The sequence below is a fragment of the Streptomyces sp. Z423-1 genome (genome assembly GCF_013009255.1).
GTDB lineage: Bacteria > Actinomycetota > Actinomycetes > Streptomycetales > Streptomycetaceae > Streptomyces > Streptomyces gossypiisoli.
In genome coordinates this window covers 5802753-5824833 of the sequence record NZ_CP053109.1, presented here as the reverse complement: position 1 = coordinate 5824833, position 22081 = coordinate 5802753, and the positions used below count along the sequence as shown (strand labels likewise).

The 22081-nt window shown below is 71.0% G+C and carries 17 protein-coding genes; 1 reads left to right on the top strand and 16 read right to left on the bottom strand.

From position 1 onward, the window contains the following. Positions 1-78: 78 nt before the first annotated feature. The 11 genes from HJD23_RS26040 to HJD23_RS25990 all read right to left on the bottom strand — a co-directional run bounded on the left by HJD23_RS26040 (position 79) and on the right by HJD23_RS25990 (position 13863). On the bottom strand, positions 79-1524 hold the full coding sequence (locus tag HJD23_RS26040) for an MFS transporter (protein ID WP_171114131.1): 1446 nt from the start codon (positions 1522-1524) through the stop codon (positions 79-81). Between the two features lie 96 nt (positions 1525-1620). Then, positions 1621-2799, bottom strand: coding sequence for an SUKH-4 family immunity protein (locus HJD23_RS26035; RefSeq protein WP_171114132.1), 1179 nt, complete (start codon positions 2797-2799; stop codon positions 1621-1623). A gap of 251 nt (positions 2800-3050) precedes the next feature. Further along, positions 3051-5360, bottom strand: a complete 2310-nt coding sequence (locus tag HJD23_RS26030; RefSeq protein ID WP_171114133.1) for a molybdopterin cofactor-binding domain-containing protein — start codon at positions 5358-5360, stop codon at positions 3051-3053. After that, positions 5357-6925: a 2Fe-2S iron-sulfur cluster-binding protein gene (locus HJD23_RS26025; protein ID WP_171114134.1), complete on the bottom strand. Its 1569-nt coding sequence runs from the start codon at positions 6923-6925 to the stop codon at positions 5357-5359. The genes HJD23_RS26030 and HJD23_RS26025 overlap by 4 nt, the downstream gene beginning before the upstream one ends. After that, positions 6922-7815, bottom strand: a complete 894-nt coding sequence (locus HJD23_RS26020) for an FAD binding domain-containing protein (protein WP_171114135.1) — start codon at positions 7813-7815, stop codon at positions 6922-6924. The genes HJD23_RS26025 and HJD23_RS26020 overlap by 4 nt, the downstream gene beginning before the upstream one ends. 282 nt (positions 7816-8097) lie before the next feature. After that, positions 8098-9723, bottom strand: a complete 1626-nt coding sequence (locus HJD23_RS26015) for a beta-N-acetylhexosaminidase (RefSeq protein WP_171114136.1) — start codon at positions 9721-9723, stop codon at positions 8098-8100. 1 nt (position 9724) lies between these two features. Beyond that, positions 9725-10570, bottom strand: a complete 846-nt coding sequence (locus tag HJD23_RS26010; protein ID WP_171114137.1) for a carbohydrate ABC transporter permease — start codon at positions 10568-10570, stop codon at positions 9725-9727. Beyond that, on the bottom strand, positions 10567-11445 hold the full coding sequence (locus HJD23_RS26005; RefSeq protein WP_171114138.1) for a sugar ABC transporter permease: 879 nt from the start codon (positions 11443-11445) through the stop codon (positions 10567-10569). Before HJD23_RS26005 ends, HJD23_RS26010 begins: the two co-directional genes overlap by 4 nt. Continuing rightward, positions 11442-12734: an extracellular solute-binding protein gene (locus HJD23_RS26000; RefSeq protein ID WP_171114139.1), complete on the bottom strand. Its 1293-nt coding sequence runs from the start codon at positions 12732-12734 to the stop codon at positions 11442-11444. The genes HJD23_RS26005 and HJD23_RS26000 overlap by 4 nt, the downstream gene beginning before the upstream one ends. 220 nt (positions 12735-12954) lie before the next feature. After that, positions 12955-13239 (bottom strand): DUF3039 domain-containing protein, encoded by a 285-nt coding sequence (locus HJD23_RS25995; RefSeq protein WP_171114140.1) that lies wholly within the window; start codon positions 13237-13239, stop codon positions 12955-12957. A gap of 51 nt (positions 13240-13290) precedes the next feature. Then, positions 13291-13863: a YqgE/AlgH family protein gene (locus tag HJD23_RS25990; protein WP_171114141.1), complete on the bottom strand. Its 573-nt coding sequence runs from the start codon at positions 13861-13863 to the stop codon at positions 13291-13293. A gap of 262 nt (positions 13864-14125) precedes the next feature. On the opposite strand from HJD23_RS25990, the gene murA reads away from it, so the two are divergent. Beyond that, positions 14126-15466, top strand: coding sequence for a UDP-N-acetylglucosamine 1-carboxyvinyltransferase (gene murA, locus HJD23_RS25985; protein ID WP_171114142.1), 1341 nt, complete (start codon positions 14126-14128; stop codon positions 15464-15466). A 108-nt stretch (positions 15467-15574) separates the two neighbouring features. Here the strand turns inward: murA and HJD23_RS25980 are convergent, their stop codons facing one another. The 5 genes from HJD23_RS25980 to HJD23_RS25960 form a co-directional block, all read right to left on the bottom strand. Then, a complete protein-coding gene (locus HJD23_RS25980) occupies positions 15575-15856 on the bottom strand; it encodes an HU family DNA-binding protein (RefSeq protein WP_171114143.1) in 282 nt (93 codons plus the stop codon). A 397-nt stretch (positions 15857-16253) separates the two neighbouring features. Next, positions 16254-17687 (bottom strand): NAD-dependent malic enzyme, encoded by a 1434-nt coding sequence (locus HJD23_RS25975; RefSeq protein ID WP_171114144.1) that lies wholly within the window; start codon positions 17685-17687, stop codon positions 16254-16256. A 358-nt stretch (positions 17688-18045) separates the two neighbouring features. Then, entirely contained in the window at positions 18046-20343 is a 2298-nt protein-coding gene (locus tag HJD23_RS25970) for a UvrD-helicase domain-containing protein (protein ID WP_171114145.1), read from the bottom strand. A gap of 121 nt (positions 20344-20464) precedes the next feature. After that, positions 20465-21232 (bottom strand): zf-HC2 domain-containing protein, encoded by a 768-nt coding sequence (locus HJD23_RS25965; protein WP_171114146.1) that lies wholly within the window; start codon positions 21230-21232, stop codon positions 20465-20467. A gap of 50 nt (positions 21233-21282) precedes the next feature. Further along, positions 21283-21867, bottom strand: coding sequence for a sigma-70 family RNA polymerase sigma factor (locus tag HJD23_RS25960; protein WP_079071569.1), 585 nt, complete (start codon positions 21865-21867; stop codon positions 21283-21285). Positions 21868-22081 lie beyond the last annotated feature (214 nt).

Below are 22081 nucleotides of genomic sequence, written 5' to 3'. Positions count from 1 at the left end.
GGCGGCCACCTCCCGCCAAGGGGCGAACTACCCCGGGTCGCCCGTGGGTGGGATCGACGTCACAACTCGCCCCTCTCGTCACCGCTCCCGCAGCCGCGTCGTCACCCAGGCCCCCACCAGGGCCACCCCCGCCATCGGCAGGAACACCGCCGCGAACGCGGCCGGATGGGAGGACGTGGCCTCGGTCGCCGCGTGGGCCACCGTGCCGCCGCCCAGGGCCGCGAAGGCGGCGCCGCCCGCGGCCAGGAGGAGGACGTTGGACAGGCCGTCGGAGATCTGGAGGGCGGCGGAGTTGGTACCGGCCTGGTCGGGGGCGGAGAGCTGGAGCAGCAGGACGCTGGTGGAGGAGATGACCAGGCCCATGCCGAGGCAGCCGAAGCCCCAGGCGACGGCCACGATCCACACGGGGACGGCGTCGAGCAGGACACTCGGGGCGGTGGCGATGGCCGCCGCGACCAGCAGCATGCCCAGCGTCATCAGGCGTTCCCGGTACGGCTCCAGGCGCGGCCGCGACTGCACCCACGAGCCCAGCGCCCAGGTCGCCCCGCCCGCCGCCAGCGAGAAACCGGCGAGCGTCGGGGACAGCCCCCGCTGGGTGACCAGCATCAGCGGTACGAAGGACTCGGCGGCGATGAAGGCCCCCGCCGCGATACCGCGCAGCAGCACGACCGAGGGCAGCCCGCGCGCCGCCCGGTAGGTGCCGCGCGGGAGAAGTCCCAGTACCGCCGGGACCAGCAGCGCGGCGCCTGCCACGCCGGGCAGCACGGAGAGCCAGCGCAGATCCTGGGCGGCGTACTGGAGCAGGCCCGCGCCGAACGAGATGCCGAGCGCGAGGCGGATCCGCCGTCGGTCGAAGGAGCCCCGGCCGTGCCCGTCCGTCACCGCTCCGGACGCGCGCGTCCGGATCTGCGGCAGCGCGAGCGCCAGCGGCAGCAGCACCAGCACCGGTATCCCGAGGAACACCCAGCGCCAGCCCAGTTGCTCGGTCACCGCACCCGCCGCGAGCGGCCCGACCACCGACGGCACCACCCAACTCGCCGCGAACGCCGCCATGATCGCCGGCCGCAGCCGCTCCGGATACGCCCGCCCGACCACGACGTACAGCGCCACGATGACCAGTCCGCCGCCGAGCCCCTGCACCGCGCGTCCGAGGATGAACGGCCACATCGCCCCGGCCGTCCCGGACAGCAGCAGCCCCGCGCCGAAGGCGGCGATGCCCGTGGTCAGCGCGCCGAGCGGGCCCCGCCGGTCCGACCACTGCCCGGCGAGCACCATCCCGAACAGACTCGTCGTGAAGTACCCGGAGAACGCGAACGCGTACTGCGACACCCCGTCCAGCTCCCGAGCGGCCACCGGCATCGCCGTCCCCACGGCCGTCGCCTCGAAGGCGATCAGCAGCACGACCGAGACGATGCCCACGCTCAGCGCCCGGTACGACCCCCTCAGCACACCCTCGCTGCCCGGTTCCGGCAGGGCGGTCAGGGCGTCTGCGACGTCGGTGTCGCGTCGGTTCGGGGCAGTCATGTAGGCCAGCGTAAGGTGCACAACCCGATATGGCCCCTGTCGGAAGACGGTGCTCGCCTCAGCCCTTGGTCGTAGACCCAACCCCCTCCGTGTGCCTCAGAGCACTCCGCCCGCCTCGTCCTGGAACAGCTCCGTCCAGTAGTGCCGGCCCGAGCGGTCGACCGTGCCCGTCGGGGCGACCCTGCGCAGGACGTCGATCATCGTCGCCGCCAGTTGGTCGTAGGCCTCCGTCGTCAGCTCGTGGTCCGTCGCCGCGTCGATCGTCTTCTCGCGGTGCAGGAGCCACAGGGTGAAGGTGAGGGTGGAGACGTCCGTGTTGAGGGGGTACAGCCTCGCCTCGGGTTCGCTCCAGTTCAGGACCTCGCCCGTGGCGCCGTCGACGACCAGGCTGTTGTCCTCGATGAGATGGCCGAGGCGTATCAAGTGGTCGGCGCGGTCGGGGAGTTCGCCGGTGGGGAAGTCGCCCGGGCGTTCCTCGGTGTAGTACTCGGTCAGGGTGGGGAGCGGGACGTCCGTGTCGAGGTGGCAGAGGAAGCCGTCCTCGGGCAGGCCCGTCTCGCGCAGGAAGCGGCGGGTCGGCTCGTGGGTGAGGGTCGTGGGGAAGTCGACGTCCTCGAAGCGGGCGATCCGGCCGGGGCCGAAGTCCTGCTCCAGCAGGCGCGGGGGGAGGTCCAGAGTGAGGCCGGACTCCGTGCCCGGGCCCGCCATCAGGGCGAGCGGGCGGATCAGTGCCGCCATCCGCCAGTACGGCGGCATCTCACCGTCCGGTCCCGTCCCTTCCTCGAACACCGCCAGCAGCTGCCGGGCCGCCTCCGCCACCGCCTTCGGTCCGAAGCGGCCGACGTAGGCGGCGAACTGGCCGCGCAGATCCGCCAGTTCCTCCGTCGCCGCGGCGAACCGCACCAGCGTCCGCAGCGATGGCGCCAGCGGGCGGCTGTCCATCAGGTCGGGGCGGTCGTGAAAGAAGTACGTCGTCGAGACCTCGCCGGTCGCACCGTCGAGCAGCACCGACTCCGACTCCACGCCGTCGGGTGCCAGGAGTCCGCCTATCACCAGCTGTTCGCGCAGCCGGGCCAGCAGGCGGTCGGGGTCGGCCGTCGAGTCCGCCACCGTCCGCAGGCCGTCTCTGCGCAGTTCCTCGAACGTCAACAGGGCACTGTCGCCCGGCAGTCCGGGACCCGTCAGCCAGCGGCGCGTCGGCGCGTGTGTGACGTACGGGTCGAGTTGGTCCTCGGTCAGGGTGATCACCGCGGCAGCGGCGTCGATCGTGCTCATGGCTCCCCCGCGCATGCTTGTCCAGGGAGTACGCCCGCCGTCCGTGCCCGGCGCGGCCGTCCCCACTGCCCAGAACACTACGTGCCACCACTGACAATCGCTCCGACCTGCGGAAACAGTCAGCGAAATTCAGGAGAGAGGGCCGCCCGGCAGACACGCCGGGGCGCCCTCAATGCCTTCGGGCACCACCGGCCCCCCGGCAGCCTCACCGCCCCGTCACCGGCAGCCTCACTGTCCCGTCACCGGCAGCCTCACTGCCCCGTCACCACCGCCGCCTGAGGCCGGATCGGCAGCCGGTTCACCGGTCGTCCCGTCGCCGCCCGCACCGCCGACGCGATCGCCGCCGGCGACGCCACGACCGGCACCGCGCTGACCGCCTTGGCGCCGAAGGGCGCGACCACGTCCCGCTCCTCGACCAGCTTCACGATCCGGATGTCGGGCGCGTCCAGCGCCGTCGGCAGGGCGTAGCCGGTGAGGTCGGGATGCCGTATCACGCCCCGCGGCGTGCGCAGGTTCTCCGTGAGGGCGATACCGACACCCTGCGTGACACCGGCCTCGATACGCGCCGCGAGCTGCGCCGGGTTCAGCACCCGGCCGACGTCCTGCGCGACCGCCAGCTCCACCACCCGTACCGAGCCGATCTCGATGTCGACGTCCACCACCGCCCGGATCGCGCAGAAGGCCAGTCCGACGAAGGCGTCGCCCTGTCCGGCGCCGTCCAGTGGCTCGGTCGGGTGCGGGCGGCACTGGGCCGTCGCCCACAGTTCCTTGCCGTCCAACGCCTCGGTGACCGTCGTCGACAGGACTCCGTCGTAGGACGTGATCTTGCCGTCGGTGATCTGCAGCAGCTCGGTCGACATGCCGAACTTGTGCGCCAGGGGCTGGAGCAGCTGGGTGCGGACCATCTTCGCCGCGCGCTCCACCGCACCGCCCGACACCCATGTGTGGCGGCCTCGGCAGCCCGCGCCCGCCGGGGGCTGGTCGGTGTCCACCGGCGCCACACGCACCTCGTCGACGCCGAGCGTCTCCTGGACGATCTGGCGCGCCAGCGTCGTGAAACCCTGGCCCGTCTCCACGGCCGCGCACAGCACCGTCGCGACGCCGTCCTGGACCTTCACGGTCGCCGTGGAGACCTCGTCGGCGCCCTCGGCGCCGAGCATGTGCACCATGCCCAGGCCGTAGCCGACGCCCCTGCGCACCGCGCCCGGTTCGCCCGCGCCCTCGGGACCACCGGGCAGCAGCCACTCGTCCTCGGGCGTGTCCTTGGGGAGCTTGGGGAGCGGGAAGTCCTGTACCGCCTGGAGGAGTTCCGCGACCGGCGCCGGGCACGTCACCGTCTGGCCGGTCGGGAGCACATCGCCGGTGGCCATGACGTTGCGCAGGCGCACTTCCGCCGGTTCGATGCCGAGCTTCTTGGCCAGCTTGTCCATCTGCGCCTCGTAGGCGGCGCAGACCTGCATCGCGCCCTCGCCGCGCACATGGCCGGAGGGCGGGTTGTTGGTGCGCACGGCCCAGCCCTCGATGAAGGCGTTCGGGACGACGTACGGGCCGCAGGCGAACGCCACCGCCGCGGCCAGCGCCTCCGCCGAGGTGTCCGCGTACGCGCCCGCGTCCAGCAGGATCTGTGCCTCGACCTTCACCAACGTGCCCTCGGCGTCGGCGTGGTGGCGGTAGCGCAGCAGCGTGGGGTGGCGGTGCGTGTGGCCCAGGAAGGACTCCTCGCGGGTCGCCGTCAGCTTCACCGGGCAGCCGGTCTTCAGCGCCAGCAGACCGAGCGGCAGCTGGAAGCCCTGGTCCTCACGGTCGGCGGTGGCGCCGGGCACGCCGGTGACGACGACCTTGACGCGCTCGGGTTCCAGGCCGAAGCAGGCGGCGGCCCGGTCGCGGTCGGCGTGCGGGTCGGTGGACGCCAGGTACAGCTCGACGCCGCCGTCCGGACGCGGCACCGCGAGGCCCGCCTCGGCACCGATGGGGGCCGGGTCCTGGCGGCCGATGCGGTACAGGCCCTCGACGACGACCGCGCCGGCCGCGTCCGGGTCGCCGTGCCGCAGCGGGATGTGCCGGATCAGATTGCCGTCCGGGTGCAGCGGCTCGGCCTCGAAGGCCTGCTCCGGGTCGGTCACCGGGTCGAGTACCTCGTACTCGACGATGACGGCCGCCGCCGCCATCCGCGCGGTGTCCGGGTGGTCGGCGGCGACGGCGGCGATGGGCTCGCCGTGGTGGCGTACGACGTCGGAGGCGAACACCGGGCGGTCGGCCTTGCCGCGTCCGTGCAGCGGAGAGCCGGGCACGTCGTCGTGGGTGACGACGGCCCGTACGCCGGGCATCTCGCGCGCGTGGGAGGTGTCGATGGACACAATGCGCGCGTGCGGGTGCGGTGAGCGCAGTACGGCCGCCCAGAGCAGGCCCTCGGCCCACAGGTCGGCGGCGTACGGGAAGTTGCCCTCGGTCTTCGCGCGGGAGTCGGCGGCGGGCAGGGAGGCGCCGAGGCCGTGCGGGAGCGGCTCCGCGGCGGGCACGGCCTCCGCGGCGGTGGTCGCGGTGGCGGCTTCGTTGCTCACGCCTGGCCTCCGTCCTGTCCCTGTCCGTACGGCTGGTCATGCGGTCCGGGCGGTGTCCCGGGGGACTCGAACGCCGACGGGTTGACGCCGCCGGCCCCGGGGCCCGCCTGGTGAGGAATACGCGGCTTGTCGGCGTCCTGTTCGGGCGCGTCGGGCGCGGCGTGCGCCTCGCGTTCGGCGACGACGTCCTTGACGGCCTCCAGGACGGCCCGGTAGCCCGAGCAGCGGCACAGGTTGCCGCACAGCGCCTGGCGGGTCTCCAGCTCGGTCGGCGCCGGGTTGCCCTCCAGCAGGTCGTGCACGGTCATCGCCATGCCGGGCACGCAGAAACCGCACTGCACGGCACCGCACTTGGCGAGCGCCCGCTGCACGTCCGAGGGCTGCCCGTCGACGGCCAGGCCCTCCACGGTGCGCACCTCGCTGCCGGCCGCGGTGACCGCGGGCACCAGGCAGGAGGCGACGAGCCGCCCGTCGACCTGGACGTTGCAGGCCCCGCACTCGCCCTGCGAGCAGCCGTCCTTGGCGCCCGCGAGGCCGAGCCGCTCGCGCAGGACGTACAGCAGCGACTCGCCGATCCACGCGTCGGTGACGGGGCGGTCGGTGCCGTTGACGCGCAGCACGAAGGAGGCGAGCGGGTGGTCCTCGTGCGGGGCCGTGGCGGACGGCTCGGCCGGAGCGTCCGGCTCGCTCTCGGGACCGGCGGACGCCGGCTCCTCGGCGGGCTCCGACCGGGAGTCCGCGTCCCCGGGCTGCGCCGACCCTTCGGCGTGGCTCTCAGCAGGGCCCTCAGACGGGCTCTCGGCGGCCTCTACGCCCTCTGGGGCCCCCGGCGCCTCAGCGGGCCTCTCCGCCGCCTCTACGCCCTCCTGGGCCCCCGGCGTCTCCCTGGCCCCCTCGGTCGCCGCACCGCCCGCGGTCGCCGCACCGCCCGCGGGAGCGGGCTGCTGCGGGTACAGCTGCTGCCCGGCGGTGTGCCCCTGCTCGGCAGCCGCCTGCTCGTGCCTCCACGGCTCGGCCGCCTCGGTCGCCCAGGGCGCGGGCGCGCCCCCGGGGAGCGTGGCCGGAGGCGTGCCGCCCCACTGCTCCACCAGCGCCGACGTCGTGAACTCACCCGACTCGTCCGGAAGATCACCGTTCGCTACGGGAATCGACCACTGCCCGGTCACGTCATGACCGGGGGCGGGCTGCGGCGGGGTCGCCTCCGCCTGGGCGGGCTCCTCGAAGTGCCACTGTCCGGTGGCACCGGGTTCGTACGTGAACCGGTCCTGACCGCCACCCTGGGGCATCGCGTTCGGGTCGGGCCACTGCGCGCTCTCGGCGGGCACGCCCCAGACGCCGGTGGCCGCGGGGTCGGTACCGGCGGCGGGCGCGACCGTTATCGGCGGTGGCACATAGCCGTGGCCGGGCGCGGCGAGCGGGCTGTCGGCGGAGGCCAGGAGCGCGTCGATGCCACCCTCGGGGAGTTTCACGAAGGCGGTGGCGCCGTCGTCGTAGTCGCCCTGGGGCAGCGGGTCCCAGCGTCCGCCGCCCTGGGGCGTGCCCTCTCCGTGCTGGTCGTCGGTCACGACAGCGCCCTCCCCAGTGCTCGTCGGGCCAGTGCGGCGACGGTGCGCCGCAGGTGCAGTACGGCGGGCGGAAGCTGTGGCACCGAACCGTCCTCGGCCGGGGGCGCGTCGGGGATGCAGGCCGCGGCGACGTACTCGCCGAACGCGGTGAGCGCCTCGGGGACGATCGCGCGGTTGTTGTCCCAGTCGATGAGCTGCGCGACCCACTGCTCGGCCTCCAGGGGCCGCAGCGGCATCGGCGCTATGGCACCCACGGCGCACCGCACCCCGCGCCGGGCGGGGTCGAGGACCAGCGCCACGGAGGCGACGGCCCGCCCGGGGCCGGTGCGGCCGGTCGCCTTCAGGAAGACCTGCGGGGCGTGCAGCAGCGGCACGCGCACGTACCCGATGAGCTCACCGGCGCGCAGCAGCTCCACGCCCGCCAGCAGGTGCGACACCGGGATCTCCCGGCGGGCTCCGCCCGGGCCCGCGATGATCAGCGTCGCCTCCAGGGCGGCCAGTACAGGCAGGGCGTCGCCCGTGGGGGCGGCGGTGGCGATGTTGCCGCCCAGGGTGCCGGCGTTGCGGATGTGCGGCGGGCCCGCGGCGCGCGCGGCGGCGGCGAGCGCCGGGATCAGGGCCGCGAAGTCGGGGCGGCCCATGCGCGCGTGCGTGAGTCCGGCGCCGAGCAGGGCGTGGCCGTCCTGGTACTGCCAGCCGCGGATCTCGCTGATCCGGCCGAGGCCGACCAGTGCGGCGGGCCTGAGCTGACCGGAGTTGACGGCGGTCATCAGGTCGGTACCGCCCGCCACGGGCACGGCGGCGGGCATGGCGGTGAGTGCCGCCACGGCCTCGTCCAGCGTCGCGGGCAGGGTGACGGCCTGCGCCGCCTGCGGTGCGTGCGTGGTCAAACCGGCTGCCCCTTCCCGCTGCCCACTTGGTCCCGCCTGTGTGGCCGTACGGTACGTGCCGACAGGGCGGACGTGGCAACTCTGGCACATCTTCGCAGGACCCGAAGACGGGGGTCCGCTAGGAGGCATTCGCCCACCTCATCAGGGAGATGGCCCGATTTGTACGTACATCACCGCGCATCCCCGGTCGGACGGAATTGCCACTCTTCGGTGACCCTTGTCCGCTTTTTTTCCCGCCTGTTCGAGACCGGCGCGCTTTCGAGCCCCGCCCGCTTCCCCGGCCTACCTGTTCGGCGGCGGCCCGTCGATCGGGCGGCCGAGTACGCCCGGGCGCCGCTGCCAGGGCCGCGGCCCCGTGGGCGGCCGGTAGGCGACGCCCAGGGCGTCAAGTCGCCGGTAGTGGGCGGCCATCCGGCGTTCGAAGCCGGCGAAGTCCCGTTCCGCCGGGGCGGGCAGGGCACTCCACGCGACCTCGGCGAAGGCCGCGAGCCTCGGAAAGGCCTGGTAGTCCACGCGCGACTGGTCCTCCATCACCTCGGTCCACACATTGGCCTGGGTGCCCAGCACATGCCCCGCCTGTTCCTCGGTGAGCTGCGGTGGAACGGGCTCGAAGCGGTAGACGTCCTCCAGGGTGCGCACATAGCCGATCGGTACGGGTTCGTCCGCGCCGTCGGCCTGACGGTGGTCCAGGTACACCTGCTGCTCGGGACACATCACGACGTCATGACCGGCCCGGGCGGCGGCGATTCCGCCCGCGTATCCGCGCCACGAGGACACCGTCGCCCCGGCGGCGGGCCCGCCTTCCAGGATCTCGTCCCAGCCGATCAGCCGACGCCCGCGCGCGGAAAGCCACGTGTCGAAGTGGCCGATGAACCACGACTGCAACGCGTCCTCGTCGGCCAGCCCCAGTTCCCTGATCCGCGCCTGCGCGGTGGGCGACTTCCGCCACTGGTCCTTCGGGCATTCGTCGCCGCCGACGTGAATGAACTCCGAGGGAAACAGATCCAGGACTTCCTCGAACACGCCTTCGTAGAAGCGCAGGGCGTTGTCAGTGGGGGCGAGTACGTTCGGAGAGATCCCCCAGTTGTCCCAGACCGCGAGGGAGGTGGTGTCGATGACGTCGGTGTTCCCGAGTTCCGGATACGCGGCGATGGCGGCCTGCGAGTGTCCCGGTACGTCGATTTCCGGGACGACGGTGATATGCCGCTCGGCGGCGTAGGCGACGATCTCCCGGATGTCGTCGTGGGTGTAGTAGCCACCGTGCGGCTTCTCCTCCCACAGCGGCGAGGCCCGGTGGCCGAATTTGGTGCGCGCCCGCCAGGAGCCGACCTCGGTCAGCCTCGGGTACCGCTCGATCTCCAGACGCCACCCCTGGTCGTCCGTCAGGTGGAAGTGGAAGACGTTGAGTTTGTGCGCGGCCATCAGATCCAGGTAGCGCAGCACACCGTCCTTGGGCATGAAGTGCCGGGCCACGTCGAGCATCAGGCCGCGCCAGCCGAATCGAGGGGCGTCCTCGATCTCCACGTGCGGCACGGCCCAGGTGCGGTCGCGGCTGAGCGGAGCCCTGCGGTATGCGTCGGGGCCGAGGAGCTGCCGCAGCGTCTGGGCGCCCCAGAAGACACCGGCCGCGCTGCCGCCCTCGATCAGGACGCCGTCCGAGTCGCTGACGAGGCGGTACTCCTCAGGACGGAGCCCGGTGTCGAGCTGGAGCCCGATACCGTCGCCGTAGGTGTCGTCGAGCTCACGTGCCTCGCGCAGCGGCAGGCCGGTGGCCTGCCGGAGGACGGTGCGCAGCCAGTGACCGACACCCTCCGTGGCGGTGCCGGCGTAGAGCTGGGAGTGCGCCGTCAGCCGCACCTCGCCGGAACCGGTGACGACGCTGCGGGGCGTCGGAATCAGTTCGGTCACGTCAGTCCTTTACCGCTCCGCCCAGGCCGGAGACAAGCCGTCGCTGTACCAGTACGAAGAACACCAGCACCGGAATCGTCATCACCGTGGACGCCGCCATCACGCCACCCCAGTCCGGCTCCTCCGGCTTGTAGAAGACCAGCAGAGCCATCGGCAGCGTCGACTGCGAAGTGTCGCTGATGATGAAGGACTTGGCGAACAGGAAGTCGTTCCAGGCGGAGATGAAGGAAAACACGCTCGTGGCCACCAGCCCCGGGAAGACCAGCGGGAAAAGGATCTGCCAGAGGAATCGCGCCCGGCTCGCCCCGTCGATGTACGCGGCCTCCTCCAGCGCCTCCGGCACCGCTTTCACGAACCCTCGCAGCATCCAGATCGCGAACGGCAGGGAGAAGGCGATGTGCGGCAGGATCAGCGAGCCCAGCGTGTTCAGCTGGCCGACGTCCCGCATGAGGAAGAACAGGGGGATCGTCAGTGCCTCCACCGGCACCATCTGGGCCACCAGGAACATGATCAGCAGGGTGGTCCGGAAGCGGAACCGGAATCGTGTCACGGCGGTCGCCGCGAGAAACGCGATCAGTGCCGAGACGACCACGACGGTGCAAGCGACGACAAGACTGTTGACAAAGTACCGGCCGAATTCCTGCTGTCCGAAGACCCGCCGGAAGGAATCCAGAGTGGGGGCCGGCGTCCACGGCCGAGGGGTCGTGGACTCGATCTCCCCGGCCGGTTTGAAGGCGCTCAGCACCATCCAGTACAGCGGAAAGGCGACCACCGCCGCGATCAGCAGCGCCGCCGCCTCGGCGGCCGCGCGCCACGGCCGACGCACGATGCCCTGGAAAAGATTCACAGCTCCTCCCCCTGCCTGCGCAGCAACCTCAGATACACGAGCGTCACCGCGAGCAGGATCAGCAGCATCACGACGCCGATCGCCGAGCCGAGGCTGTACTGCGAGGACGCGAACGCCTGTTGGTAGGCGTAGACGTTCAGGACGAGGTTCTGTCCCGCGATGCCGCCGCCGTTGGTCATGACGTAGATCTGCGTGAAGACCTTGAAGTCCCAGATGACCGACTGGATGGTGACGATCACCAGGATCGGGCGGAGCATCGGCGCCAGCACCGAGCGCCAGATCCGCCACTGCGAGGCGCCGTCCAGCGCGGCGGCCTCCAGCACCTCTGTCGGTACGGCGCGGATCCCTGCGTAGACGGTGACCATCACGAACGGGAAGGAACACCACACCACTTCGAGCAGGACGAGGAAGAAGGCACTGAACCGACCGTACGTCCACGAGTAGTCGCCGAGCCCGAGGATCCGGTTGACCGGGCCGAAGTCCGGGTCGAACAGCAGCAGCCAGACCGTGGAGCCGGTGACCGCCGGGGTCGCCCACGCCCCCAGCGCGGCCAGCATCAACGCGAGCCGCGGCACGGCCCGTACGCGGGTGAGCAGCACGGCGAGAGCACAGCCGACGGCAAGCGTCGCCACCACGCAGGCCGCCGCGAACAGCACGGTGGCCAGCAGCACCTGCCAGAACCGCTCGTCGCCGAAGAGTTCGGCGTAGTTCCCGAAGCCCCGGAACGACGTCGGTTCACCGCCGCTGACCTGGGCCTGGGTGTACTCCAGGAAGGAGATCAGGCCGAGTTGGTAGACGGGGTAGACGAGCAGCCCACCGATGACGACGAGCGCGGGGGCAAGGTACAGCCAGGGCAGGCCTTTGCTCCGCGTCATCCGGCGGAGCCGAACGCATCGTCCATCTTCTGCGCCGCGTCCCCGGCCGCCGCCGCCACACCCTTCTTACCGCTGACGATCTCCTGGAACATCGTCGGCAGCACGAGCGAGGAGTCGATCTGCGCCCACGCCGGCGAGGCCGGCACGAACTTCGTCCCCGCGGCCAGCGTCTGAACGAACGGCTTCACGAACGGCTCCCGCTCCGCCACCCGCCCCCGCACGTCCGTGAAGGTCGGCAGAAAGCCCATCGCGTCGAAGAGTTCACCCTGCGTCCGCTTGGACGCCAGCCGCTTCATCAGGTCGACGGCGAGGGTGCGGTGCGAGGTGCTCTTCAGTACGCCGATGTTGTTGCCGCCCGCGAACGCCGGGGCGATCGAGCCCGGCTCCACACCCGGCAGCGGCACCACCGCGTACATGCCCTTCACCGCCCCGGCCTCCACGGCCTGATGGCTGAAGTCGCCGCCGATGGCCATGCCCGCCTTGCCCGAGGCGAACGCGGTGATGGTGTCGTTGCCGGTCATCCCCGCGCACTTGGCGGCGGGACAGTTGTCGTCGCCGAAGAGCGAGGTGTACGCCGTGATGCCCTTCCGGGCGTCCGGGCTGTCGATCGCGGAGGCGTACGAGCCGCCCTTGCCGGTGGCGAGTTCGCCGCCGTTGGCCCAGATGAACGGCATCGCCCCGTACGTGTAGGAACCGCCCACCGCCAGGCCGTACAGGTCGGGCTTCGCGGCCCGGATCCGCTGCGCCGTCTCGATCAGTTCAGCCTGGGACTTCGGTACGTCGAGGCCGAGTTCGTCGAAGACGTCCGTCCGGTAGTACAGCGCGCGGACGCCCACGAAGTAGGGGGCGCCGTAGATCTTCCCGTCCACCGTCACCGACTGCTTGGCGGTCGGGTCGGTGTCCTTGGCCTCGCTCCAGGAGGTGAAGTCCTTCGTGACGTCCGCCAGGCCGCCGTCCTTCACATAGCCGGCGGTGTCGGTGTTGCCGTACTCGATGACGTCGGGCGCGCTGGCGGGGTCGTTGAAGGCGGCCTTGATGCGCTGGGCGCGGGTCTCGACCGGGATGTACTCGACGGTGACCTCGGTGCCCTCGTGCGCCTTCTCGAAGCCGTCGACCACGGACTGGACGACCTGCTCCTTGGGCTTGTTGTTGACCTCCTGGAACAGCCAGACCCGCAGGGTGCCGGTCTGCTCGTCCTTGCCGGAGGTGGAGTTGCCGGACGTCTGCGGGGCGCAGGCGGCGGTGACCAGGACGGCCGCGACGGCGGCCAGTCGGACGGACAGCTTCATGGAGTGCCTCCGAAGTCGTCGCAACATATCGTTGCAACATGTGCAATGACGGTTTCGCTCTGCACAACAACAAGCCGGAGGCTATGGACTACATGAACATGTCCACAAGAGGTCTCAACCACTTCGTGACATGAGGAGCGACATGACGAAGAGGCCCCCGGGGCACGCCGAAGCGCATCCCGGGGGCCTCCCGGACAACTGTCAAGAAAGGATCAGACGGTTACTTGTCGCCGCCCTTGCCCTTGTCGTCACCGCCGGCGCCCATGGAGTCGTAGATCTCCTTGCACATGGGACACACGGGGTACTTCTTCGGATCGCGGCCCGGCACCCAGACCTTGCCGCACAGCGCCACGACGGGCGTACCGTCGAAAGCGCTCGCCATGATCTTGTCCTTCTGGACGTAGTGGGCGAAGCGCTCGTGGTCACCGTCGCCGTGGGAAGTCTGCGGCGTGGGCTCTACGAGTGTCCCCGTACCAGTCCCGCGCTCGGGCTCGAGAGTGCTCATACGGCCAAGGGTACTGAAGCTCACAGACAACGGTTGAGAGACGGGCGGGCGTCAGTTGAGCGAGGGGTCGTCGGGGTACGTGGCCACCATCGCCAGCTCGTTGCGCTGCCGGCGCAGCACCTCGCGCCAGAGCCGTTCGGGGAACGGCGAGTAGACGTCGCCGGGCTCGGACTCCACGACGTACCAGGCGCCCTCGACCAGTTCGTCCTCCAGCTGGCCGGGGCCCCAGCCGGCGTACCCGGCGAAGATCCTCAGCGAGCCGAGGACGGAGGCCAGCAGCTCCGGCGGGGCCTCCAGGTCGACCAGGCCGATCGCGCCGTGCACCCGCCGCCAGCCGAGCGGGGCCACGTCGCCGGACGCGCCGCCGGGAATGACCGCGACGCCGAGAGCGGAGTCCAGCGAGACCGGTCCGCCCTGGAAGACCACGCCGGGTTCGCCGGCCAGGTCCGCCCAGCCCTCCAGGATGTCGCCGACGTCCACCGGCGTCGGACGGTTGAGGACGACACCCAGCGAGCCCTCCTCGTCGTGGTCGAGGAGGAGCACCACCGCGCGGTCGAAGTTCGGGTCCGCCAGGGCGGGGGTGGCCACGAGCAGCCGCCCTGTGAGCGAGGACACCTCGGTCATGCCAGACATGATCCCGCATCTTCCCGTCATGTGGGGAGCCAATCCGGGGACGGGAGTGAACGCAGCTCAGGGCACACGGAAGCGTCCCCGGCGCACGGGCGCCGTCCGGCCGCTCCAGTGACCCCATGTGCCCGATACAGAACGGTTCGTGTTGTGACAGAGCTATGACAGAGCTGGGCGGTCCTTGGGCTTACTTCAGGGGGGTCGGCGGCCATTACTCTGTCTCTCCGGCCCTTGCCCAACTCATCGGAACGCGAGATACATGACCGTCAACGACGATGTCCTGCTTGTCCACGGCGGAACCCCGCTGGAGGGCGAGATCCGTGTCCGCGGTGCGAAGAACCTCGTGCCGAAGGCCATGGTCGCCGCCCTGCTCGGCAGCGCGCCGAGCCGGCTGCGCAACGTCCCGGACATCCGTGACGTCCGCGTGGTCCGCGGTCTGCTCCAGCTGCACGGCGTGTCGGTGCGTCCGGGCGAGGAGCCTGGCGAACTGGTGCTCGACCCGACGCGGGTGGAGAGCGCGAACGTCGCCGACATCGATGCCCACGCGGGGTCGAGCCGCATCCCGATCCTCTTCTGCGGCCCCCTCCTGCACCGTCTCGGCCACGCCTTCATCCCGGGCCTCGGCGGCTGTGACATCGGCGGGCGGCCCATCGACTTCCACTTCGACGTGCTGCGGCAGTTCGGCGCGCGGATCGAGAAGCGGGCGGACGGGCAGTACCTGGAGGCGCCGCAGCGGCTGCGCGGTACGAAGATCCGGCTGCCGTACCCGTCCGTGGGCGCGACCGAGCAGGTGCTGCTGACGGCGGTACTCGCCGAGGGCGTGACGGAACTCTCGAACGCGGCCGTGGAGCCGGAGATCGAGGACCTCATCTGCGTACTGCAGAAGATGGGCGCCATCATCGCGATGGACACCGACCGCACGATCCGCATCACCGGTGTCGACACGCTCGGCGGCTACGCCCACCGCGCCCTCCCGGACCGGCTGGAGGCCGCCTCCTGGGCGTCCGCGGCGCTGGCGACCGAGGGCAACATCTACGTCCGTGGCGCGCAGCAGCGGTCCATGATGACGTTCCTCAACACCTACCGGAAGGTGGGCGGTGCCTTCGAGATCGACGACGAGGGCATCCGTTTCTGGCACCCCGGCGGGCAGTTGAAGTCGATCGCCCTGGAGACGGACGTCCACCCGGGCTTCCAGACGGACTGGCAGCAGCCGCTGGTCGTCGCCCTCACGCAGGCCACGGGCCTGTCCATCATCCACGAGACGGTCTACGAGTCCCGCCTCGGCTTCACTTCCGCGCTCAACCAGATGGGCGCCCACATCCAGCTCTACCGCGAGTGCCTCGGCGGCTCGAACTGCCGCTTCGGCCAGCGCAACTTCCTGCACTCGGCGGTCGTGAGCGGCCCCACCCGCCTCCAGGGCTCCGACCTGGTCATCCCGGACCTGCGCGGCGGATTCTCGTACCTCATCGCCGCCCTGGCCGCCCAGGGCACGTCCCGGGTCCACGGCATCGACCTGATCAACCGGGGTTACGAGAACTTCTTGGACAAGCTGGTGGAGCTGGGAGCGAAGGTGGAACTGCCGGGCAAGGCGCTCGGCTGACACGCCGAACGCGAACGCCGATGGGGCGGCCACTCGAACTCGGGTGGCCGCCCCATCGGCGTTTGCTGCAGCGCCCTCAAGGGGCGCGCACGGCGCTCAGCGGAGCGCTTACTTGCCCTTGGCCGCTTCCTTGAGCTTGCTGCCCGCGGAGACCTTCACGCTGTAACCGGCCGGGATCTGGATCGGGTCGCCGGTCTGCGGGTTACGCGCGGTACGAGCGGCACGGTGGGTGCGCTCGAAGGTCAGGAAGCCGGGGATGGTGACCTTCTCGTCCCCCTTGGCGACGATCTCGCCGACGACGTCGGCGAACGCGGCCAGCACGGCGTCGGCGTCCTTGCGGGTCACCTCGGCGCGGTCGGCCAGCGCGGCCACCAGCTCACTGCGGTTCATGTTGTTACTCCCGTGTTCTTCTTGCCATTGAGGCGTGCCACGCGGCGGAGCCGCATATCGGGCACAGCGAAGCCGATGCTGCCAGGGTCCTCGGACAGTCCCCGGACCCGGGTCCCGTCGTCCGACGCTCGCGCCCAGGGACGCATCCTGCCCCCACCTGCGGCGGGAATGCCAATCCGGCACCCGCAGGAGTCGTGAGAACACCCTTGGGAGTCACACGAAAAGCGCCACTGACTAGGACCTGTCCGGCCGATCATGCCGCAGACGCGGGGTCTGTCCGGCCGCCCACCCTAGATGGCGGCCAAGGGTACGAGGTTGCGCGACGCGCCGGTGATCAGCGCGGCCGTGGTGATCCTCACAGAGATCCCCGGTGCGGATCACAGCCCGGCCGTCGAGATCAGAGGCCGGACGAGTTGTCCTGCGCCGCCCCGACCGCCTTCGCGGCCTCCCGCACCGCACCCGCGACCGCGCCCGCGACCTTGTCGTTGAACACGCTCGGGATGATGTAGTTGGGGTTCAGCTCGTCCTCGGTGACGACGTCCGCCAGCGCCTTCGCGGCCGCGAGCATCATCTCCGTGTTGACGGTACGGGACTGCGCGTCCAGCAGACCGCGGAAGACGCCCGGGAACACCAGCACGTTGTTGATCTGGTTCGGGAAGTCGGAGCGGCCGGTGGCCACAACTGCCGCCGTCTGGCGGGCGATTGCCGGTTCGACCTCGGGGTCGGGATTCGCGAGCGCGAACACGATCGCGTCGTCGGCCATGGCGGCCACGTCGTCGCCGTCGAGGACGTTGGGTGCGGAGACGCCGATGAAGACGTCCGCGCCGCGCACGGCCTCCTTGAGCGTGCCCGTGATGCCCTCGGGGTTGGTGTTGTCGGCGATCCAGCGCAGCGGCGAGTCCGTGGCGGCGTCGACCAGGTCCTTGCGGCCGGCGTGCACGACACCGTGGATGTCGGCGACGACGGCGTGCTTCACACCGGCGGCCAGGAGCAGCTTCAGGATCGCCGTACCGGCCGCGCCCGCGCCCGACATGACGACGCGGATGTCCTCAATTCCCTTGCTGGCCACGCGAAGTGCGTTGGTCAGCGCGGCCAGCACCACGATCGCGGTGCCGTGCTGGTCGTCGTGGAAGACGGGGATGTCGAGGGCCTCGCGCAGCCGTGCCTCGATCTCGAAGCAGCGGGGGGCGGAGATGTCCTCCAGGTTGATGCCGGCGAAGCCCGGGGCGATCGCCTTGACGATCTCGACGATCGCGTCGGTGTCCTGGGTGTCCAGGCAGATCGGCCAGGCGTCGATACCGGCGAACCGCTTGAACAGGGCCGCCTTGCCCTCCATCACGGGCAGCGCGGCCTTCGGGCCGATGTTGCCGAGGCCCAGCACGGCGGAGCCGTCCGTCACGACCGCAACGGAGTTGCGCTTGATGGTGAGGCGGCGGGCGTCCTCGGGGTTCTCGGCGATGGCCATGCAGACCCGGGCCACACCCGGCGTGTAGACCATGGAGAGGTCGTCACGGTTGCGGATGGGGTGCTTCGACGCCATCTCGATCTTGCCTCCGAGGTGCATCAGGAACGTACGGTCCGAGACCTTGCCCAGCGTGACGCCCTCGATGCCGCGCAGCTGCTGGACGATCTGGTCGGCGTGCGCGGTCGAGGTGGCCGCGATCGTGACGTCGATCCGGAGCTTCTCGTGTCCGGACGCGGTCACGTCGAGGCCGGTCACCGAGCCTCCGGAGGATTCCACCGCGGTGGTGAGCTGCGAGACGGCGGTTCCGCTCGCGGGCACCTCCAACCGGATGGTCATCGAGTAGGAGACGCTGGGCGCCGTTGCCATGGCCGACTTCCTCTGCTTTCACGGTGTCGCCGATTTATGCCGTCCGATCGTCGCACCTACCGCTGAGTACGCGGTAGCCGACCTGGATTGCGCTCATTGAGTTCACAGGCGGACGGAAAACTTCTTCCACCATACGAGAGACGATCAGGCGTGCAAAGAGGCCCACGTCACATGACAAGAGGCCCACGTCACATCAGGACGTGGGCCTCTCACTCGTTCAGTGACACCGACCCGCCATGCTCGCCTCGCGGCAAGTGGTCGCTCGAAGCGACGAAGGTTGGGCCCGGGGGCTTGGATCGGGCCGGTGCCACACCCAGGCTAACAAACCGATCCCGTAAGGCCATTCCCGTACCGGAGGTCAGTCCCGCAGCAGATCCGGCACCCCGGCCCCGTCCGGCTCGTCCCGCTCCCCGGAGACGATGGTCAGCTGCTGGGTGGCCCGGGTCAGTGCGACGTACAAAACACGCAGCCCGGCGGGCGACTCGTCGGCGATCTCCGCGGGTGAGACGACGACCGTCGCGTCGTACTCCAGGCCCTTGGCCTCCAGGCTGCCGAGCGCCACCACCCGGTCGCCGAGCCCGGCCAGCCAGCGGCGGGCCTCCTCGCGCCGGTTCATGGCCACGACGACGCCGACCGTGCCGTCCACGCGGTCGAGCAGCCGCGCCGCCTCCTCGCGCACGGTCTGTCCCAGGGACTCCCGCAGAACAGTGAAGCGCGGCTCGACGCCGGTGGAGCGCACCGCCGACGGGGACTCGGAGCCGGGCATGGCCAGGGCCAGCACCTTCGACGCCAGCTCCGCGATCTCGGCCGGGTTGCGGTAGTTCACGGTGAGGCGGAAGCGGCGCCGCGGACGCGTGCCGAGGGCCTCGTCGCGGGCCTCGGCCGCCTCGTCCGGGTCGGACCAGGACGACTGGGCCGGGTCGCCGACGATCGTCCAGGTGGCGTGCCGGCCGCGGCGGCCGACCATGCGCCACTGCATCGGCGTGAGGTCCTGCGCCTCGTCCACGATGACGTGCGCGTACTCGACGCGCTCCTGCGCCAGCCGCTCGGCCCGCTCCCGCTGCGACTCCTCGCGCACCGGCATCAGCTCCTCCAGGCCGGTGAGCTGGTCGAGCGGGTCGAGCTCGCGCCTCTTCCTCGGGCGGGCGGGGGTGCCGAGGACCGCCTGGAGCTCGTCGAGCATGGCGATGTCGTGCACGGTGAGGCCGTCCCGCTTCAGCGAGCGGGCGACCTTGCGCACCTCGCCCGGGTTCAGGATCCGCCGGGCCCAGCGGCCGAGCCGCCGCTCGTCGGCCATGGCCGCCAGGACCGCCCGCGGGGTCAGCTCCGGCCACCAGGCGTCGAGGAACGCGATGAAGTCGTCCTCGGAGGTGATGTCCTCGTCGAACGACGAGCGCAGCTCGGCGGCCAGCTCCGGGTCCGCGTGCCGCCCGGCCGCGCCGGACCGCTCCCACAGGGCGTCCAGCAGCAGCTTGCGGGCCCGCGGGCGCAGCAGGTTGACCGGTGCCGTGCCGCCCAGCGCGGTGCGCCGGATCCGCTCCAGCTCCTCGGCCTGGAGTTCGAGACGCCGGCCGAAGGCCACGACCCGCAGACGCTGTGGTGAATCGTTCAGCTCCAGCGCTCCGCGAGCGGCCTTCCGCAGCACCTTGAGCATCCGGTACGAGCCCTTGGCGCGGGCCACGGACGGGGCGTCGTACAGCGTGGCCTCGGCGCCGTCGACCAGCGAGCCGATCGCCCGGATGGCGACCTGGCCCTCCTCGCCGAGCGAGGGCAGCACACCCTCGGTGTACGCCACCAGCAGCGGGGTCGGCGAGACGATCAGGATGCCGCCCGCGTACCGGCGCCGGTCCTGGTAGAGCAGGTACGCCGCCCGGTGCAGGGCGACGGCGGTCTTGCCGGTGCCGGGGCCGCCCTCGACGTAGGTGACGGAGGCGGCGGGGGCGCGGATGACCAGGTCCTGCTCGGCCTGGATGGAGGCGACGATGTCCCGCATGGTGTGGCTGCGGGCCTGGCCGAGGGCGGCCATCAGGGCGCCGTCGCCGATCACGGGCAGCTCGTGGCCGTCGAGGAAGGCCTTCAGCTCGGGGCGCATCAGGTCGTCCTCGACGCCGAGGACACGGCGGCCCTTGGAGCGGATGACCCGGCGGCGGACCACCCGGCCGGGATCGACCGGCGTGGAACGGTAGAAGGGGGCGGCCGCGGGGGCCCGCCAGTCGATGACGAGGGGCGTGTAGTCCTCGTCCAGCACACCGATGCGGCCGATGTGCAGGGTCTCGGCGATGTCGGCCGTGTTGTCCGGCCGCACCGCCCCTTCCGCCGGCTCCACGGCGGTGTAGGCGCCGTCCGGGCCCTTCTTGCCGTCCTTGCCGCGCAGCAGGTCGATACGGCCGAAGAGGAAGTCCTCGAACTCGTTGTTCAGCCGGCTCAGGTGGACGCCCGCCCGGAAGACCTGCGCGTCGCGCTCGGCGAGCGCGCCGGGTGTGCCGACCTGACCGCGCTGGGCCGCGTCGCGCATGAGGAACTCCGCCTCGTGGATCTTCTCCTCCAGGCGGCTGTACACCCGGTCCAGGTGCTCCTGCTCCACGCCGATCTCTCGGTCGCGTACGGAGTCCTGGGCGGGGTCGAGCGCGGTTTCCTGTTGAGCCTGTGCGGCCACCGGGCCCCCTTCTGACGTGCTGGGCAGCCGTCCACCGTACGCGAAGGGGACCCCTGAAGGCTACGCGTGAGCCTCGGGTCCGTTACCCGAAGGACCCGAGGCTCGTGTCGTCACCGCTCGCTTACGCGTCGATCTCCACCAGCAGCTCCCCGTCGAAGGTCATGACCTCGAAGTGGTCGATCTCGTTCGGGGAGAAGGCGGCGCCGCCCTGGATGTAGAGCGGGTTCTTGCCCTGCTCCGTGGTGGCGTTCGGCACGCCGTAGCCCCAGTTCGGCACGGACCAGTTGCTGAGCGTCTCCCGCTCGCCGTTCTTGCCCACGGCGATCAGCGAGCACTTCTCGGGGCCCTTGACGTTCTTCAGCTCCAGGACCGCGTCGGTGCCCCAAACCTTCTCCTGCATGGCCACGGTGGCGCTGACCTCGGTCTCGGGGTCGGTCGCCGTGACCCGGTCGGGCATGCTCTTGAAGGCCTCCTGGGCCGGGCTGGCCGCCTGCAGCGGGCGGTTGCCGCCGCCGGAGTCCTCGCCGCCGGTCGCCGCGACGGAGACCAGCGGGCCGCCGACGATCAGCGCGGCCGCGGCCGCGACCATGTACATGCTGCGGCGGCGCTTCTGGGCGCGGCGTTCGGCGACCTCGTCGACCAGCTTCTCCGCCAGCCGCGGGCTCGGCTTGGCGGACAGCGACTCGCCGATCGAGGGCGTGCCGGTGCCGGGGAGGTCGGCGAGCGCGGCCAGCATCGGTTCCATCCCGGCGAGCTCGTCGAGCTGCTGGGCGCACCACTCGCAGGTCGCGAGATGGGCCTCGAAAGCGGTTGCCTCGGCGTCGTCGAGGATTCCGAGGGCGTAGGCGCCGACGGTCTCGTGTTCGTTCGGGCCCGTTGATCCCTGCATGGGGCCAGACATACCCGGACCCCCCGCTCCGTACCCCCCGTATGTGTTCATCACGCCGTCACCCCCCGCTCCTCCAGTGCCAGCTTCATCGAACGCAGGGCGTAGAACACCCGGGAACGCACAGTGCCACTCGGTATGCCCAGAGTCTCTGCCGCCTCATTGACGGTACGCCCCTTGAAGTACGTCTCGACGAGCACCTCCCGGTGGGCCGGGGTCAGGTCGTCGAGCGCGTCCGACAGCGTCATCAGCCACAGCGCCTTGTCGATCTCGTCCTCCGCGGGGATGACCTCCAGCGGCGACGGGTCGACCTCCTGCGGCCGGGCCTGCCGGCTGCGGTGGCCGTCGATGACGATGCGCCGGGCGACCGTCACCAGCCAGGGGCGTACCGATCCGGTCGCTCGGTTGAGCTGACCGGCGTTCTTCCAGGCACGGATGAGCGTCTCCTGCACGACGTCCTCGGCACGCTGCCGGTCTCCGGCGACCAGGCGCAGGACATACGCGAGGAGGGGCCCCGCATGCTCCCGGTACAGGGCACGCATCAGCTCCTCGTCAGGTTCCGAGGGCTGTGAGGACATGCGATGTCGGGCCCTCGTTCCACGTTCATTGGCCACGGCCGCATCCTTGCGCACGCCCACCTCCGGTGTCCGGGGGTTCCCCCAGTCGGTCGCTCGACACGGGGTACGGACAACGGGCGTTGAGTGTTCAAAGCGAGGCGACAGATTTCTTCGGGGTGACGTGACGAGAGGGACATGGGTACGCAATTCCCGCGCGTCATCTTCACATTTCTGCCACATCGGCGAGGTCGTCACGGCGAAACGGGACTCGGGGACTGAAACGGCGTGTTGCCTA

Coding starts and splice junctions, on each gene's coding strand:
- HJD23_RS26040 (WP_171114131.1), bottom strand. CDS start 1,524: ATGACTGCCCCGAACCGACGCGACACCGACGTCGCAGACGCCCTGACC.
- HJD23_RS26035 (WP_171114132.1), bottom strand. CDS start 2,799: ATGAGCACGATCGACGCCGCTGCCGCGGTGATCACCCTGACCGAGGAC.
- HJD23_RS26005 (WP_171114138.1), bottom strand. CDS start 11,445: ATGACGCGGAGCAAAGGCCTGCCCTGGCTGTACCTTGCCCCCGCGCTC.
- HJD23_RS26000 (WP_171114139.1), bottom strand. CDS start 12,734: ATGAAGCTGTCCGTCCGACTGGCCGCCGTCGCGGCCGTCCTGGTCACC.
- HJD23_RS25995 (WP_171114140.1), bottom strand. CDS start 13,239: ATGAGCACTCTCGAGCCCGAGCGCGGGACTGGTACGGGGACACTCGTA.
- HJD23_RS25990 (WP_171114141.1), bottom strand. CDS start 13,863: ATGACCGAGGTGTCCTCGCTCACAGGGCGGCTGCTCGTGGCCACCCCC.
- murA (WP_171114142.1), top strand. CDS start 14,126: ATGACCGTCAACGACGATGTCCTGCTTGTCCACGGCGGAACCCCGCTG.
- HJD23_RS25980 (WP_171114143.1), bottom strand. CDS start 15,856: ATGAACCGCAGTGAGCTGGTGGCCGCGCTGGCCGACCGCGCCGAGGTG.
- HJD23_RS25975 (WP_171114144.1), bottom strand. CDS start 17,687: ATGGCAACGGCGCCCAGCGTCTCCTACTCGATGACCATCCGGTTGGAG.
- HJD23_RS25965 (WP_171114146.1), bottom strand. CDS start 21,232: ATGCAGGGATCAACGGGCCCGAACGAACACGAGACCGTCGGCGCCTAC.